Origin of the sequence: Gelidibacter japonicus, from assembly GCF_010725055.1 — a bacterium.
GTDB lineage: Bacteria > Bacteroidota > Bacteroidia > Flavobacteriales > Flavobacteriaceae > Gelidibacter > Gelidibacter japonicus.
Map to the genome: position 1 here is coordinate 1 of NZ_BJKB01000011.1, position 14127 is coordinate 14127.

At 38.5% G+C, this 14127-nt stretch carries 17 protein-coding genes and 1 tRNA gene; 11 read left to right on the forward strand and 7 right to left on the reverse strand.

All coding sequences use genetic code 11. The features are described 5' to 3' along the window. Positions 1 to 87: 87 nt before the first annotated feature. The 4 genes from G6N06_RS11915 to G6N06_RS11930 all read right to left on the reverse strand — a co-directional run bounded on the left by G6N06_RS11915 (position 88) and on the right by G6N06_RS11930 (position 1696). Entirely contained in the window at positions 88 to 291 is a 204-nt protein-coding gene (locus tag G6N06_RS11915) for a hypothetical protein (RefSeq protein WP_163516982.1), read from the reverse strand. A 304-nt stretch (positions 292 to 595) separates the two neighbouring features. Next, positions 596 to 793: a hypothetical protein gene (locus G6N06_RS11920; RefSeq protein WP_163517111.1), complete on the reverse strand. Its 198-nt coding sequence runs from the start codon at positions 791 to 793 to the stop codon at positions 596 to 598. Between the two features lie 113 nt (positions 794 to 906). Then, complete coding sequence (locus tag G6N06_RS11925) at positions 907 to 1290, reverse strand: DUF6876 family protein (RefSeq protein WP_163516983.1); 384 nt, start codon at positions 1288 to 1290, stop codon at positions 907 to 909. Between the two features lie 70 nt (positions 1291 to 1360). After that, positions 1361 to 1696, reverse strand: a complete 336-nt coding sequence (locus tag G6N06_RS11930) for a single-stranded DNA-binding protein (RefSeq protein ID WP_163516984.1) — start codon at positions 1694 to 1696, stop codon at positions 1361 to 1363. Between the two features lie 1527 nt (positions 1697 to 3223). On the opposite strand from G6N06_RS11930, the gene G6N06_RS11935 reads away from it, so the two are divergent. Next, positions 3224 to 3556, forward strand: coding sequence for a YegP family protein (locus G6N06_RS11935; protein WP_163517112.1), 333 nt, complete (start codon positions 3224 to 3226; stop codon positions 3554 to 3556). Positions 3557 to 3595: 39 nt separating this feature from the next. Here G6N06_RS11935 and G6N06_RS11940 read toward each other — a convergent pair whose 3' ends face one another. Then, a complete protein-coding gene (locus G6N06_RS11940; RefSeq protein ID WP_163516985.1) occupies positions 3596 to 3856 on the reverse strand; it encodes a hypothetical protein in 261 nt (86 codons plus the stop codon). A 323-nt stretch (positions 3857 to 4179) separates the two neighbouring features. Between G6N06_RS11940 and G6N06_RS11945 the strand changes: the two genes are divergently transcribed. Together G6N06_RS11945 and G6N06_RS11950 are read left to right on the forward strand one after the other, a co-directional pair. Further along, complete coding sequence (locus G6N06_RS11945) at positions 4180 to 4944, forward strand: type IV toxin-antitoxin system AbiEi family antitoxin (RefSeq protein WP_240338051.1); 765 nt, start codon at positions 4180 to 4182, stop codon at positions 4942 to 4944. Next, positions 4937 to 5830 carry a nucleotidyl transferase AbiEii/AbiGii toxin family protein gene (locus G6N06_RS11950; RefSeq protein WP_163516986.1) on the forward strand — a complete coding sequence of 298 codons (894 nt, stop codon included), beginning with the start codon at positions 4937 to 4939 and terminating at the stop codon, positions 5828 to 5830. Before G6N06_RS11945 ends, G6N06_RS11950 begins: the two co-directional genes overlap by 8 nt. Before the next feature lie 234 nt (positions 5831 to 6064). Here the strand turns inward: G6N06_RS11950 and G6N06_RS11955 are convergent. Then, positions 6065 to 6146, reverse strand: a tRNA-Leu gene (locus G6N06_RS11955). Between the two features lie 330 nt (positions 6147 to 6476). On the opposite strand from G6N06_RS11955, the gene G6N06_RS11960 reads away from it, so the two are divergent. The 8 genes from G6N06_RS11960 to G6N06_RS11995 all read left to right on the forward strand — a co-directional run bounded on the left by G6N06_RS11960 (position 6477) and on the right by G6N06_RS11995 (position 11850). After that, positions 6477 to 7700 (forward strand): site-specific integrase, encoded by a 1224-nt coding sequence (locus tag G6N06_RS11960; RefSeq protein ID WP_163516987.1) that lies wholly within the window; start codon positions 6477 to 6479, stop codon positions 7698 to 7700. A 173-nt stretch (positions 7701 to 7873) separates the two neighbouring features. Continuing rightward, a complete protein-coding gene (locus G6N06_RS11965; protein ID WP_163516988.1) occupies positions 7874 to 8674 on the forward strand; it encodes a zinc-ribbon domain-containing protein in 801 nt (266 codons plus the stop codon). Positions 8675 to 8995: 321 nt separating this feature from the next. Then, positions 8996 to 9322 (forward strand): DUF4870 domain-containing protein, encoded by a 327-nt coding sequence (locus tag G6N06_RS11970; RefSeq protein ID WP_163516989.1) that lies wholly within the window; start codon positions 8996 to 8998, stop codon positions 9320 to 9322. A 10-nt stretch (positions 9323 to 9332) separates the two neighbouring features. Further along, on the forward strand, positions 9333 to 9938 hold the full coding sequence (locus G6N06_RS11975) for an SIMPL domain-containing protein (protein ID WP_163516990.1): 606 nt from the start codon (positions 9333 to 9335) through the stop codon (positions 9936 to 9938). An 8-nt stretch (positions 9939 to 9946) separates the two neighbouring features. Further along, complete coding sequence (locus tag G6N06_RS11980; RefSeq protein ID WP_163516991.1) at positions 9947 to 10336, forward strand: hypothetical protein; 390 nt, start codon at positions 9947 to 9949, stop codon at positions 10334 to 10336. A 58-nt stretch (positions 10337 to 10394) separates the two neighbouring features. Beyond that, positions 10395 to 10706 (forward strand): DUF7738 domain-containing protein, encoded by a 312-nt coding sequence (locus G6N06_RS11985; protein WP_163516992.1) that lies wholly within the window; start codon positions 10395 to 10397, stop codon positions 10704 to 10706. Beyond that, positions 10681 to 11301 carry a DUF6892 domain-containing protein gene (locus G6N06_RS11990; protein WP_163516993.1) on the forward strand — a complete coding sequence of 207 codons (621 nt, stop codon included), beginning with the start codon at positions 10681 to 10683 and terminating at the stop codon, positions 11299 to 11301. The genes G6N06_RS11985 and G6N06_RS11990 overlap by 26 nt, the downstream gene beginning before the upstream one ends. A gap of 24 nt (positions 11302 to 11325) precedes the next feature. After that, entirely contained in the window at positions 11326 to 11850 is a 525-nt protein-coding gene (locus G6N06_RS11995) for a hypothetical protein (RefSeq protein ID WP_163516994.1), read from the forward strand. Between the two features lie 114 nt (positions 11851 to 11964). On the opposite strand, the gene G6N06_RS12000 is transcribed toward G6N06_RS11995, so the two are convergent. Then, on the reverse strand, positions 11965 to 13764 hold the full coding sequence (locus tag G6N06_RS12000) for a helix-turn-helix transcriptional regulator (RefSeq protein ID WP_163516995.1): 1800 nt from the start codon (positions 13762 to 13764) through the stop codon (positions 11965 to 11967). Positions 13765 to 14127: the final 363 nt, after the last annotated feature.

Consider the following 14127-nt stretch of genomic DNA (forward strand, 5'->3'; position numbering starts at 1 on the left):
TAAAGCTGTACAAATAGAATCGATTTTTAGTGGTTCACTTTCATCCGCTCAAGGTGGTTCACTTTCGCCCGCTGCGCTATGTTCAGTTTAATCCGCTGGAGGTGGTATACTATGCCCGTTTTTTGCAGCTTGTGCATCGGTGGGCAATTGCTCCCTGCGGTACTCATACCTGAAAATCCAAAGATTGATAATCAGTAAGAAGGATTTTTCCGCAAGTGCTTCTTTGGCAATGCTTTCCTCTTGGTGCTTTCTTGCCGGGATTTCGAGCAATTTTTTTACTGTAGTTTTCATAAGACATGATTTAAGGTTATTAATTATTTGTCGGCGTATCGGTCCTTGCCAAAAATTTCAGCTCAAAAGGAAACGGAATAAATAGCGAGGTACGAGCGGCTTTATGCCGTAGTCTTTTGATGGGAATATTTTTGAAGGGCTATCTTGCGGTCAAATAAGTGATAGGTTTCCCTCGGGCTATGGATATTGTTTACAAAAGTCAACTCCCCTATTGATTTTTTCGGGGTTCGATCCTCCGAAAAAATCACACACCGCCAAAAAAAGACCCCTTGATGGCAAGGGTCTTTCTATGTGTCCGTAGTGTTCAGATATTGAACACGTATTCGTAGGTGTACAGGTTGCGTATGGCTTCCTGTTCCACAAGTTCGTCATAATCGAGATATTGGGTCTCGGCATAGTTGCGCAACTGTTCCCCAAAGCGCTTTTCCACTTCCTTTTTGGACATGGAAAGCAAACGTTGTTGGGTCTCGTTGTCGAGGTTGTTGTAATTCAAATAGACCATCATTTTAAATTTTAGGTTGCTTACAGGTCGTACAGGTCTGGGTCAAACCATCGGGATAATCCCTAAGGTCTTGCCCATCTTCCAACCAGATTTCAAATTCCGTCCTTTCCATATCAATATTCATTAGGCAACATCAGGGTATTGTCCACAAAGTACAACCGCAGTTCTTCCAATGGAAAATCGGTAGCATTGTATCTATGCGTTTCCAGTATGTTTCCATTTCCATCACTGTAAATTATTTCAGCCTCATAGCCTGAAAAATCCTGTTTCTCTTCCGATAGCCTTTTAAAATCTATTGTGATAAAACGGCTTCGGTTCAACAGGCTTTTGGCGATTACGGAAACATCGGTTATCAGCCAAAAACATTCCGCTGCATTGGCCAGATATTTCAATCCGCTCGTAAATCGGGTGCGTATCAATGGGATTTGATAGAACATTTCTGAACCATGAAAATGTCGCAATCCCTCTTTTATTTCGTTAACTTGTGCTTTACTCATTGTTTTTCTATTTAGGATTAATGATGAAAAGAGGGTGCTACTTTCCAAGGGAACACCCTCTTTATTTTTGTTACTTACTGCCCAATAGCAGGATTTCATCGGCTACCACTTCGGTAACATAGCGTTGGTTGCCATCGTTCGTGGTATAGGTACGGGTCTTTAGTTTCCCGACCACAGCGATTTCCTTGCCCTTTTCGGCATACTTTTCGATGATGTCGGCTGTCTTGCCCCAAGCGACAATGGTGTGCCAATTGGTGTCCGTCTGTTTCTCGCCCTTACTGTTTTTGTAGTTTTCATTGGTTGCCAATGAAAATCGGGCTACTTTTTTACCACTTTCAAGGTTCGTAATCGTTGGTTCCTGTCCAACATTTCCAATTAACTGTACGTGATTTTTAATGGTACTCATAATAAAAAGGTTTAAAAGATTAATAATTTCCCCTATTGGTTTAAACTGAATTAAATTTTAAGGGGTGTTTGTATGATTTCTTCCGTGCAGGTCACAATGGATGGAGTGGGTTTTGTCAAGACTTTTAGGGAACAAATCAGGAGTGTCTGCGACGTAGAAAATCCTTGGATTTTCAAGGAAGTAGAAACCTTATTTTTACCTGAAACTTGTATAGTCTTGACAAGTTCCATAAGGGCATTAGCAATTCTTTTAAGCGCATTTGCGTTCGAGCGTACCGGCAGTTAAGCGAGATAAGCAAATGGGGCTATATTAGAATTGGTTATGTCCTGCCTGTTTTTCGATGCCCCGAAAAACAACAAAAGCTCCATCTATTATAAACCCCTTAAAATGTGTGGGGCAAAGGTTCTGTTTTTAAGAATTATCGAGCAAAGACCCAAGAAGGATTTGCCGTTAATTCTGTTAAGAAAACGGAAGCTTTGACCTTCCGATTACAAGTGGACTTAATCCACGATTTTGGCTTGGGAACGCAGCGTTCCATCCCAGAGAAACGGGAAGGGTTAGCGAAGTGGAAAGCCAAAAACGGGGATTGTGTCCAAGACCTTTTTAGGGAAGCTCTTTGCCCGAAATGCAGCTTTTCGCGAAATGTAGCGGCAATGTGCTGAACGGTCTATAAATCGAATTAAACTATTGGAGTAGGATTTAAAGCGGACTTAATTCTCGATTTCGGATTGGGAATGCAGTGCTCCTTCCAGTCCCGATAGCTATCGGGACGGGAAGGGTTAACGGAATGGAAAGTAGAAATGGGGATGGTGTCCAAGACTTTGTAGGGAAGCTCTTTGCCCGGAATGGAGCTTTTCGCGAAATGGAGCGACAATGTGCTGACCGGTTTATAAAACGGATTATTCCTTTGAAGTAAGATTTAAAGCGGACTTGACTTTAAAGATGGAGATTGGAAATGCCTGTACTGAGCCGAAGTAGCGTTTGTTCACTTCCCGAATTTTCTCGGAAACAAGTGGGCAAGTGGAATGGAAATCGGAATCTTTGAAGTTGTGTCCAAGACCCCTTACCGAAGCGCTTTTCCCGAAATGGAGCCCTTCGGCTGGGCTCAGGACAGGCTTGCGGAATGCCCGCCTGCGGAACGGGCAGGCAGGGAAATGGGCTGAGGGTACTATTAAACTATCAATTTCTGAACGGTATATAGAGCGTGAGGGGTAGCAGCGGCATCCTTTTGTGGTCTTTTTTGACCACAAAAGATATAGCGGATGACCCGGCCCGCTTGCATTTTTGTGGAGGCTGTTATGCGTGGGCAGAATGCGAGTGGTGACACGCCCAAATAAAACCAAATGCTGTAAATCGGAAGTGTTCGGCAATATTATATAGGCAATGGCATAGATGGTAAATTATTTTTTATTCGCCCATCCATCTTTTTAATAAGCCCGTCCCTCAGGACATCCATATATTATGCCCGGTTGGTATAAGTCAACTTTTTTTGGTATCTTTTCGCTATTAATCTTAATACCAATACTTATGCAAAAATTTGAGATTTACAAGGACAGGGGCGGTGAATTCAGGTTCCGCCTAAAAGCCGCTAACGGACAGAACATCCTCGCGAGTGAAGGCTACAAGGCTAAGACCGGTTGTACCAATGGTATTGAATCCGTCAGAAACAATTCTCAGGATGACAGCAAATTTGAACGCTTGCAATCCCAGGGCGGAAGCCCCTACTTTAACTTAAAGGCCTCCAACGGTCAAGTTATCGGGACCAGTGAGATGTACTCTTCTTTCAGTGCCATGGAAAATGGTATCGCATCGGTCAAGAAAAATGCTCCCGGAGCAACCGTCGATGACCTGACCCAATAGGGGTCGTGACCAAATCTGTAAAAGTTGAAAAGCTATCCTTTAAAGGGACAGCTTTTTTTGGTTGGCCCTTTCCTTGACAGCAGGTTTGTCTTCCTTAAGTTTCTGCTTAAGAGCTTTGCGCCGTTTGTCATAAATCCATACCCTAATCCGCTTCAATAGGATCTGTTCATAATCGGACAAGTGCTTTGGGGCAATCTCCATCATGGCATCCATCTGTCCGGCATTCTTAAAGGTTTTGGGTTCGGTGGTTGGCTCCATCTCAAAGCCAAAACCAAGTTGGTGCATGTTTGGATGTTCCATGATAACTGTTTTATGGTTCAACAATATTTTCAAGGATTTGCCAAACGGAAAACAAAATTTTGGAGCGGCAAGGAAACGGATATAAATAGCGAGGAAGGAGCGGCTTTATGCCGTCCCTTGTCCGAGAAACATTTTGCGAGCTTAACTTTCGGGAATATTGTATGAATACTATCTATTCCATGTTTTTATGAATATGCCATCTTTTTGACACAATAAAGTTTAAAAATATACAAATACACAAACTAATAGTTTGTATATTTGTAGTAAAATAAACTAAAAATATTTTTAAAGTTTAAAAAAAGTCGAAAACAGAAACTATTAGTTTGGAAAAAGAGCAAAAAATAAACCATCTTCTTAATTCACAGCCTCTAGGAGTTGTATATTTAAGTTCGTGGTTAACGGAAAATGGGTTCTCCACGCAATTGCTAAATCGATATAGGAACAGCAATTGGATATATTCCATAGGAACGGGAGCTTGGATTCGGGTGGGTGATACCCCTACTTACCAGGGTGCATTGTTCGCATTGCAAGGACAAGCTGACCTAAATATCCATCCTGGAGGAAAAACCGCCTTATCATTATTGGGGAAGGCCCATTATCTGGAGCTGTCCACAAAACAAATAACGTTGTTCGGGGGAAGTGAAGAGAAATTGCCCGCTTGGTTTTCGAAATATGACTGGGGGGTAAAAGTGAACTACTTCAGTTCCTCTTTCCTTCCGCCCAAAATAGGACTGCAAGCTTTGGAACAGGGGGCTTTCAGTTTGTTAGTGTCCAACCCTATAAGGGCCTTAATGGAATGCCTGTACCTAACGCCCAAAAAGCAAGAGCTGGTCGAGTGCTACGAAATCATGGAGGGGTTGAACAACCTCCGACCTAAACAGGTACAGGAACTTTTGGGAGTATGTACCTCCATAAAAGTAAAGCGGCTTTTCTTGTATATGGCAGAAAAGGCACGGCACGATTGGGTTAAATACATCGATTTGGGAAAAATCGACCTTGGGAAAGGAAAACGTTCCTTGGTAAAAGATGGTGTTTATATATCGAAATATCAAATCACTGTCCCAAAAGCATTGGAAAATTATGAGTAATTACAAACAACAAGTTTCGCTATTGTTACAGGTGTTGCCGGAAGTGGTAAAGGAACCGGTTTTTGCACTGCACGGGGGAACTGCTATCAATCTATTTGTACGAGACTTGATCAGGCTGTCTGTAGATATTGACTTGACTTACATACCCATAGAGGACAGAAAAACGTCCTTTAAGAATATTATCGATGGTCTCGACCGTATAAAAACCAAGCTGGAAAAAATTCTGCCAGAGGCTACAATAACCTTAAAAAGGGAAACTTTAAAACTTCAGATCACCGCAGTAAAAGCACAGATAAAAATAGAAGTGAACCAAATCAACAGGGGCGTGGTGGATGAAACGGTAACGTTGCCACTATGTGAAAAGGCCCAAGAAGAATTTGATGTTTTCTGTGCCGTTCCAGTAGTTCCTTTAGGACAGTTGTACGGTGGAAAAATCTGTGCCGCATTGGACCGCCAACACCCCAGGGATTTGTTCGATATAAAGTACCTGTTACAAAATGAAGGATTTACCGACGAAATCAAAAAAGGTTTCATATTGTTCCTTTTGAGCAGCAACCGCCCCCTGCACGAAATGCTACATCCTAATTTTATCGACCAAAGGGAAACTATGGTCAACCAATTTGAAGGCATGAGCCCGGAACCCTTTACTTATGTGGATTTTGAAAAAACCCGGGAGGAGTTGGTAAATGTAATCCATCAAAACCTAACGGACAAAGACAGGGAATTCATACTGAATTTTGGCAAAGGAACACCAGATTGGAGCATCTATGATTTTGAACGGTTTCCTGCAATACAATGGAAACTACAGAACCTTATTAAACTTAAAAACAACAATCCATCAAAATATGATGGCTCAGTTTCTGATTTAAAAAATGTACTTTACTAACGAAATTTTTTCTGTCCCAAATTCATTCTATTTTTGGGACAGAGTGCATATGAAATTAAGGTAAATACTATTGTGATTAACTCTTATAATATTCTTAAACCTCAAAAAATATCGATTGCCATCAAACCATATTTTAATCTCAAAAAAGGCAAAATGTTGTACCTATGTTGTACCCAAGAAAAAAAGTGAAGTAATTTTCAATAAAAAAAGCCGAAGATTTCTCTTCGACTTTTGTACGGGCGGGGAGACTCGAACTCCCACACCTCGCGGCACCAGATCCTAAGTCTGGCGTGTCTACCAATTCCACCACGCCCGCATTTTAATATTTTAACACTAAAGATTAGGTTTAATCCTAAGTCTGGCGTGTCTACCAATTCCACCACGCCCGCTTTTTCAATATTTTTTATACTTTAACTCGGTTAAGTCCTAAGTCTAGCTTCTATTGCACCAACAAAACTCAAATCGCCTCAATACCAATGATTTATGTTTTTATCAATTTTATTTAAAGTCATTTAATTTCAGTTAAAATCAACATTTGTTGTACCTATGTTGTACCCAAATTTACTAGGAATTATGTATCTTTAAGGTACATTTTTGGCAGAATGTTGTACCTGATTTGACTTTCGGAATCAAAATCAGGTTAAGTATGTCAGCAAGTGCAAAAATAGTTCTACGCAAAAAACCTAACTCAAAGGGTCTTTTTCCCCTTGCGATTAGGATTACAAAAAATCGCCGTTCCACATTCAAGCACATCGGTCATTATATCGACATTGAAGATTGGGACGAAAATAGCCTTAGAGTAAAGAAATCTCATCCCAATGCCGATAGTCTTAATAATTTGTTGTCGTCAAAACTTTCCGAAGTTGATAAGGGTTTAATGAACTTGCAGAGCGAAAATAACGATGTTTCAGCAAAACAGATAAAAAGAAACATCTACAAGCCTATCTCCAGCCTAACTTTTTTTGATTATATCAAAGAACATCTTGAAGCTCTTGAAGCTGACAAAAAGTTAAATCGACTAACAACAGATAAAGCTCTAACCACATATATCCGTGATTTTCATAAATCAAAAGAACTTCGATTCCAAGAAATTGATTTAAGGTTTTTAAACCGCTTTAAAACATATTTAATGGGCCAACGAAAATTAACCGAGACTTCTGCATTGAATATAATGGTGCTTATAAGGCTAATATTCAACAGGGCAATTTCCGATAAGGTTATAAGTAAAGACCTATATCCGTTTGGTAAAGGTGGTTTTAAAATTAAATTTCCAGATACACACAAAGTAGGATTGAATAAAAACGAAATACTAACGCTCGAATCCGTTCAAAATATTTCGCCAGTTGAAAGGCATTCTCTAAATGTATGGCTATACAGTTTCTATTTTGCAGGAATGCGTGTTTCGGATGTGCTCCTTACACGTTGGACTATGATTTACGATAACAGATTGCACTATCGAATGGGAAAAAACGGCAAGGTGGTTTCGTTAAAAATACCAATAAAAGCTCTAGCTATTCTAAAGTCTTATCAAAAAGAAAAAATCGATGAAGATGACTTCGTTTTTCCAGAAATGAAAAAAGCAGATTTCACAGACCCCAAGGACATTTATAGAAAAATTAAAACTGCTACGAGCAAGTTCAACAAGCATTTAAAAAGCTTGACCAAAAAAGCAGGCATAAACAAAAAAGTTACGATGCATATCGCCCGTCATTCTTTTGGCAACATCGCTGGGGATTCCATTCACCCATTAATGCTTCAAAAATTATATCGCCATTCAGACCTAAAAACCACAAATTATGAAGAATGGGCAAAGATAGCATCATCCCACCCATGGCTTAATACTTATTTTCTTCTCGTGCCCAAAAAATAAGTACACCAATATTGAATTCAACGCTTATCTTTTCATAATAATGATTTTACAAATGAATTTGTAGGCGCTTTGTATATGTGTTTTCGCTTTTTGTAGACGTTAAGTAATGCCCAAAATATAGGGCAAACAATCGTCTTTCATAATTTTGAAGCAACAGAAAACGCAATAGAATTATGTTTATATTTTTTGGAACACGCTCATCAAAAATAAAAACCAGAAAACTTCAGGGGCAAACAGAGTGTCCGTATTGCCAAAGTCAAAACAGCTTTTTTGCCACAACATTCGGTAAATATTTTCATATTTTTTGGATACCGATACTGCCATTTTCGAAAACCACATTAGTTGAATGTAGTCATTGCAAAAAAACGTACCATACAAACGAGCTTCCCGAAAACATTAAACGGGCCCTTCATAAAACCGATGGGCAAAACCCCGTCAAACGGCCTATTTGGCATAGTTTAGGGTGTTTGGTCGTTGTCGCTTTTTTTGCCTTGTTTACCATTTTGTCCGTAGTAGGACTTCTTTTTTACAAAACCGATAAAGATGAAAGAGAAACCTTGCTTCTTGCTGATATAGAGCAATTGTCCAATAATCCAAATCAAGACACAGACGCAATATCCTACCATTTAAAAAACTGCATTATTGATGAAATAGACGGGATTGACACCAATGAAATTGAATATTATTCTAAAATAAATGCCGGGAAACTATTGGTATTGCTAAACATTAAAAAGGGGCTGTCTCTCACCGAAGTAACTTCAAGAAAACAAATCGTTTTTGCTGTTGAAGATTGCCTAAAACATTATGTACTGCCCGAAGTACCCGTGGTAGGCACAAAACAAATCTATATCGGCGTAAAGGACATATTTAGTTTTGTTTTGATAAAAACACCCGATAGTGAAGATATGGTTGGGACATTTGCCGATAACAAGCTACTATTCCCATTTTATGGGGATAAACCGGTAGAAGAATGAGAAGAGCACTTAAAAACAGCCCTTTTTGTTGGATTGGTGCTTTTGCATTTTGCAGGATGCAGTATCCATAAATTTATTGGAAACAAATATTGGAAACCAACTTTATTTTTCCGCTCAAAATACGTGGACGAATCCATTACAGATACAGAGTTTCCTAACGTGGCCAAAGCAAATAAGAATCTGTTAAAAGAATGCCATGTAGATGCTTTGTAAACAAGATGCACGCTTTTGTAGATGCTGTGTAGGTAACAAAAATGGGCAAAACCCTATTAAACATTTAATTTCGCCCTAAAAAAGTATAACATTTAAATTCAAATAATTATGAACGCAAAAACCATTTCAATTGTATCTTACCTTACCATTATTGGTTGGGCCATTGCTTATTTTTCAAACAAAAACAATGACCCGAAAAGTGAACTCGCCTCGTATCATCTTGGACAAAGTTTGGGCGTCTTTATTTTTGCCGTTATCCTGAACATAGTACTTACCGTTGTAGCAAACATTATTCCTTCTTTGGGGAGTGTATTGTCATTGTTGGGATTAATTCCACTTGTATTTATCATTCTGGGAATAATCGCTGCAAATAACGAAGCCCTAAAACCCGTACCGATTATCGGGGTTTTTTTTGAAGGAAAATTTAATTTTTAATCCATTCAACATGAAGTACATACAGTTAACAGCCATTCTATTGTTTACAGCCTTTATCGCTACGGCCCAAACAAACAACCGCTATATACAAGCCGTTGGGCAGACAACATATAAAAGGGACGTGAAGCACTATGAAGCAACCATAAGAATAAACAACACAAATACCTATAGAAACGAAACGCAACTTACGCTTGAAGAGCGGAAGGCACTCTTTTTTGAAAAAGTAAACAAACTGGGCTTAAATAAAAATCAGGTCCGTATTGCCGATACCGATGAAAACGCCACTCAAAAAACCACAGAACACGTTGATTATGTGGTAGAAACGACCGATGAACACGACATAGAAAAAATCATTTCATTAGGGAAGATAGATTCGTGGAGTTATAAACTACAAGAAAAGGTGGTTTACAGACCGTTTGCCAACAAGTCAGACATAATTGGCAAAGCCTTGAAGGATGCAAAGAAAAATGCCGAAGTAATAGCCGATGTTATAGGAAAAAAAATTGGTGAAGTATTGGTGATTTCCGATTATAATTATGAAGACAGACCAGGTTCGGCATACTACACTAAAGAAGAACGCACCTATCGGATTGCAGTGCACTTTGCCATAAAATAAAACCGGTAATGAGAACAGATGAAAGAATAGAATTCAGTTACCTGGCCAATTTCAAACAAGAAGAGGTGGAAGGGCTCTTAATCGAATACGAGCAGTATATAAAACTTAGTAATTCTGTAAGGATACCCATTATTATTGTGCTAGTAGTTGGGGGCATTATGCGTTCAATGAAACATAATATGTCTTCAAACCAATTCGTTTTTGTTATTATTGCCATAATTATACTATTAGCATTTTTTGCTTGGTTGGTTGCCATTGCCTATAGAATAATCAAGCAAAAAAAGTTTGTGAAAAATAAACTTAAAGCAATGGCGAGTGTTCAAAACTATCCGTTTAATGAATTAAAAAAAGAATTCAATACCTTGGTTAGGGCAACTTATAAAGGCCCCAAAGTATAATAAATATCTGTAAACACATCACTGCCAATCACCTGCGTTCCAAAAACACGGTACTAAAATGATAAACCTGTTCAATAAAAAAGCAAGAAACGTAACCATTCAATGTACAAAGCAAGACCTGCAAATCAATGGCGTTTCCGTTGGGCACCCCATTCAACTAAACCAGTTGGAAGAACTTTTTGGAAGCCCGACCCGATTGATAACCGACGAAAAATATACTTTTCAAAAAACCCATGTTTGGGATTCATTGGGGATAAAGGTAACAGAATCTATTGGTTCCATTCACGGCATACAGTGCCTGTTTGCTAGCAATAAAAAGTTAAAGGTAAAACCAAAGCAACCGTTTGGGGGGCAAATTGTTTATAAATGATAAAGCGGTTGCTTTTTTTGAACAGACAGACAATAAAGAAGACTATTTGCAGGGTTTTTGGAATGTTAGCAAATTACAACGGCCTGATGACGACCACCCTTTTGGCGTGAGCATTTGGTATGATAAGCATTTTGAAATTCCGGAAAGCAAATATGAAATCAAGCCCCTTAACGAACCTGAAATCCATTTTACCGACTTTAATTTTAAGCTTTGTATCCTTCAAATTTTGATGTACGAAAAAGAACTGCTTCAACCCAAACTTGATATTTACGAATTTATTAAATGGTACAAAAAACGAACAATCGATACCGAAAAAGAGCGGTTTGAGCCCATCCCCGAAGTAATGGACTACTTAAAACAACTGCCCATTCTGGTAAAGTATACCCATGAAATTACCGATATTTATCAGGATGGCGGCAATGAAATATATTTAAATACCTGTTTAGAGTGCGAAGGCTACGAAGACTATTGGGATATTGAAAGCACCGAAGATGCAAAACACTTCCCCAATTTAAAAAAAGCCACATTGTGCTATGCAAAAGAAAATGTACTTGACGAATTGATTCAATTGGGAATTGAAGCAAAATGGTTATAAAAACAGACCAAATAACTTTGTCCAATGCGGTTCCTTGGCAGGCAGATTAAGGTTCTTGGATTCTGGAGTACGTTTAAAACACTTTATGTCAGTTTAAAAGCTACAATGAACAAAAATGATGACATTAAATCAATCTGTTTGGACCCTGTGTGTTCAAAATGCGGCAATCTGGCTGCCAAAATTGAAATTGTCGAACCAAATGCCTACCCTAATGATGCCATAAAGTGGAATGCAAAGGATTATGTCCATTACAATAAATTTCGGGATTTCAAATCCAATTATTTGATATATTCGGGTCCCGGTGGAAGTAATGGATTTATTGGGAACCCTATTGATTTGAAGCGAAAGGCGGCACTAATTGATGCATTTACCAAACCTTATAACGCTATTCTTATTAGAGAACAATTCTATGATATGGCTGGTTATTGTGCAACTTGCAATAAATTTTATTGCAGTAAACACTGGTATACTACATCTTCCGGATATGGAAAATGTCCCAAGGGGCACAGTAAATCCTTAGACCCCCATTGGTCTCCTGATGTTGTATAAAAAAGGAATACCGGTGAAACGGTTGTGAACAGTAAAAAACAACAATGATAAAGATAAGCTCGTTGAAAAAAATCCAAATAAGAGCCAAGAATTGAATTTTATTTAAATCATCCATTAACTTAAATTGCCCAAAAAGTCATCAAGGTGCTCATCCTTGCTTAAATCAAATTTTTGCTTTAAACGGTATTTAAACATCCTAACGCTTTGCGGCTCTACGTGTAATGCCTGGGAAATTTGTTTTGTAGTCATTTTTAAATACAGGTAGGTACAATACTTTAGGTCCAACGATGTCAATTTACGTTTAGCGAGCGCATTCAACTGGTTAAAAAAATCAGGACGTACTTTTTGTATTTGCGTCTTAACATCTTCAAAATTCGCGGCCAAAAGCATTTCTTCTTTTAGTAGCTTTTGTATTTTTCCGGTGTCGCCTTCTTTAATCTTGGATTTTATTTGTTGCAACATATCGTTCTTGTACTCAATAAGTAAAGAGTTGGCCAGAGATTCCTTTTCCAACTGTTGCTGTTTAATACTTAAGAGCTCCTGCTCCGCTTTCAATCGGGACCGCTCTTCTCTTTCAAATTTCAGTTTCAGATTGGCTCTATGTTCGCCTTCTTCCTTTTCCTGTTTGAGCTTTTCTTCCCGTTCAATGGAAAACTTCAGCTTAAAATGATATGATATAAACATAAAAGCAAGTCCAAAAAGCAATGCGAGTGCAATACCTCCATAGAGATAATTTTGTTTTTTTCGAAATGTCTCGCGTTCCTTCAACAATTTTAATTGCTGGTCTTTCTTTTCGGTTTCGTATTGAATTTCCAATTTTTGGGCATTTAGCAACTGCTGTTCGTCAAAAGACTTTTTTAATAACCCTTCTGCCCTTTCTTGATAGTCCAGAGCCGATTTTAGGTCATTTCTTTTCACTGCAATGCCCGCAAGTTCTTTGTTTACTTTGTATTCCAGTTTAAAATAATTTCCTTTGTCGCTCATCAACAGGCTTAACCCCTGTAAAAGATACTGTTCTGCAAGCGAGATATCCCCCTCCTCCCTGGCAAAGCCGCTTTTAATGCCAAATACGTTAATCCACTTTTCTGAGGATGCCTCCTTTTTTTGAAGTTTCCCTTCGGCCAGTTGGAGGTAATGAAAAGCCTTTTCCTTACGTATTTCCATAAGCTCCGAAGAAAATTCAAGATAGTAATTCGCCATATTTATACAGGTAATCACAAAAGTATCGCCGCTTACTTTTGTAGGGTGCGATTGGTGAAGTTCAAAAGACTTGTTGAGATACAGGAAAGTGCTGTCCAAAATGCTTGTTTGCTTGGTTTTCCTATAGCGTGCTAGGTACATGCTGGACACGCCATTGTTTACGTTTACCTGCAAATTGATATCGTTGGCCTCAATAGCGTATTGCTTACACTTTAAGATGTATTTTTCCATCTTTTCCTCATCTCCCCACCTACTGTAGGTGCTGTACAAAAGATAGTTTAGAAAGTATTTTGTTGTTAGATCGGTATTGTTCCCTTCTAGATACTTTAGCCCCGTATGTGCATCTTTTACAACGGCATCCGGCAGGTTAAGATGGTAGTTCAAATAAGCTTTCGCCCTATAGGCAACAGCTTTAGAGGTGTTGTTTTTTGCCTTTTCAGCAGCTTCCAAACTACGGCCCAATAGGTTTTTTCCTATTAAAAGGCTGTCTATGGAAATATAAAGTCCACTTTGATAAGCATATAAATAGGCAAGGTCATCAGATGAACTGGTCCCGCGGATAGCCCTCTTTAAAGTTTCTATGGCATCCTGCGTTTTATTTTGCATTTGAAGCTGTTCCACCGAATCAAGTGCCCGCTTCGTGGTTTCTAAAATGTTCTGTGCCCTTGCAACTGTACCAAGTAAAAATAGGGTTATAAACGTAAAAATTCTCATTTAATGATATGCTCAATGGTATCTACAAAAATAGAAAGTAATAAAAAGGAATCAGGTCTATTGGAATTAAAATATGATTAAACCACTGAATAAAGACCAAAATAACTACCTGATTATCAATAGATAAAAACATATGTAGATAACTTGTATATGCAAAAAATACGAAGTAGATACTATGTAGTGCGTTTAATAGGTATGGGGTTACTTTTAATGCTGATTTTTACAACCAATATAATCGCCAAATGTAAGGATTAGGTCAATGAACATTTTCAAAGACCAATAATAGCAATTTAAATTAATGCCTTTTTGAAGTTTTTGTATAAATGAAACACCCATAATTAATCCCGATAGCTAACAGGATTG

Bases quoted from the DNA above. Each gene is read 5' to 3' on its own strand.
- G6N06_RS11950 (WP_163516986.1), top strand. From the start codon at position 4,937: ATGAGTAATTACAAACAACAAGTTTCGCTATTGTTACAGGTGTTGCCG.
- G6N06_RS11915 (WP_163516982.1), bottom strand. From the start codon at position 291: ATGAAAACTACAGTAAAAAAATTGCTCGAAATCCCGGCAAGAAAGCAC.
- G6N06_RS11935 (WP_163517112.1), top strand. From the start codon at position 3,224: ATGCAAAAATTTGAGATTTACAAGGACAGGGGCGGTGAATTCAGGTTC.
- G6N06_RS11965 (WP_163516988.1), top strand. From the start codon at position 7,874: ATGTTTATATTTTTTGGAACACGCTCATCAAAAATAAAAACCAGAAAA.
- G6N06_RS11970 (WP_163516989.1), top strand. From the start codon at position 8,996: ATGAACGCAAAAACCATTTCAATTGTATCTTACCTTACCATTATTGGT.
- G6N06_RS11975 (WP_163516990.1), top strand. From the start codon at position 9,333: ATGAAGTACATACAGTTAACAGCCATTCTATTGTTTACAGCCTTTATC.
- G6N06_RS11980 (WP_163516991.1), top strand. From the start codon at position 9,947: ATGAGAACAGATGAAAGAATAGAATTCAGTTACCTGGCCAATTTCAAA.
- G6N06_RS12000 (WP_163516995.1), bottom strand. From the start codon at position 13,764: ATGAGAATTTTTACGTTTATAACCCTATTTTTACTTGGTACAGTTGCA.
- G6N06_RS11985 (WP_163516992.1), top strand. From the start codon at position 10,395: ATGATAAACCTGTTCAATAAAAAAGCAAGAAACGTAACCATTCAATGT.
- G6N06_RS11930 (WP_163516984.1), bottom strand. From the start codon at position 1,696: ATGAGTACCATTAAAAATCACGTACAGTTAATTGGAAATGTTGGACAG.
- G6N06_RS11995 (WP_163516994.1), top strand. From the start codon at position 11,326: ATGCGGTTCCTTGGCAGGCAGATTAAGGTTCTTGGATTCTGGAGTACG.
- G6N06_RS11925 (WP_163516983.1), bottom strand. From the start codon at position 1,290: ATGAGTAAAGCACAAGTTAACGAAATAAAAGAGGGATTGCGACATTTT.
- G6N06_RS11920 (WP_163517111.1), bottom strand. From the start codon at position 793: ATGGTCTATTTGAATTACAACAACCTCGACAACGAGACCCAACAACGT.
- G6N06_RS11960 (WP_163516987.1), top strand. From the start codon at position 6,477: ATGTCAGCAAGTGCAAAAATAGTTCTACGCAAAAAACCTAACTCAAAG.
- G6N06_RS11940 (WP_163516985.1), bottom strand. From the start codon at position 3,856: ATGGAACATCCAAACATGCACCAACTTGGTTTTGGCTTTGAGATGGAG.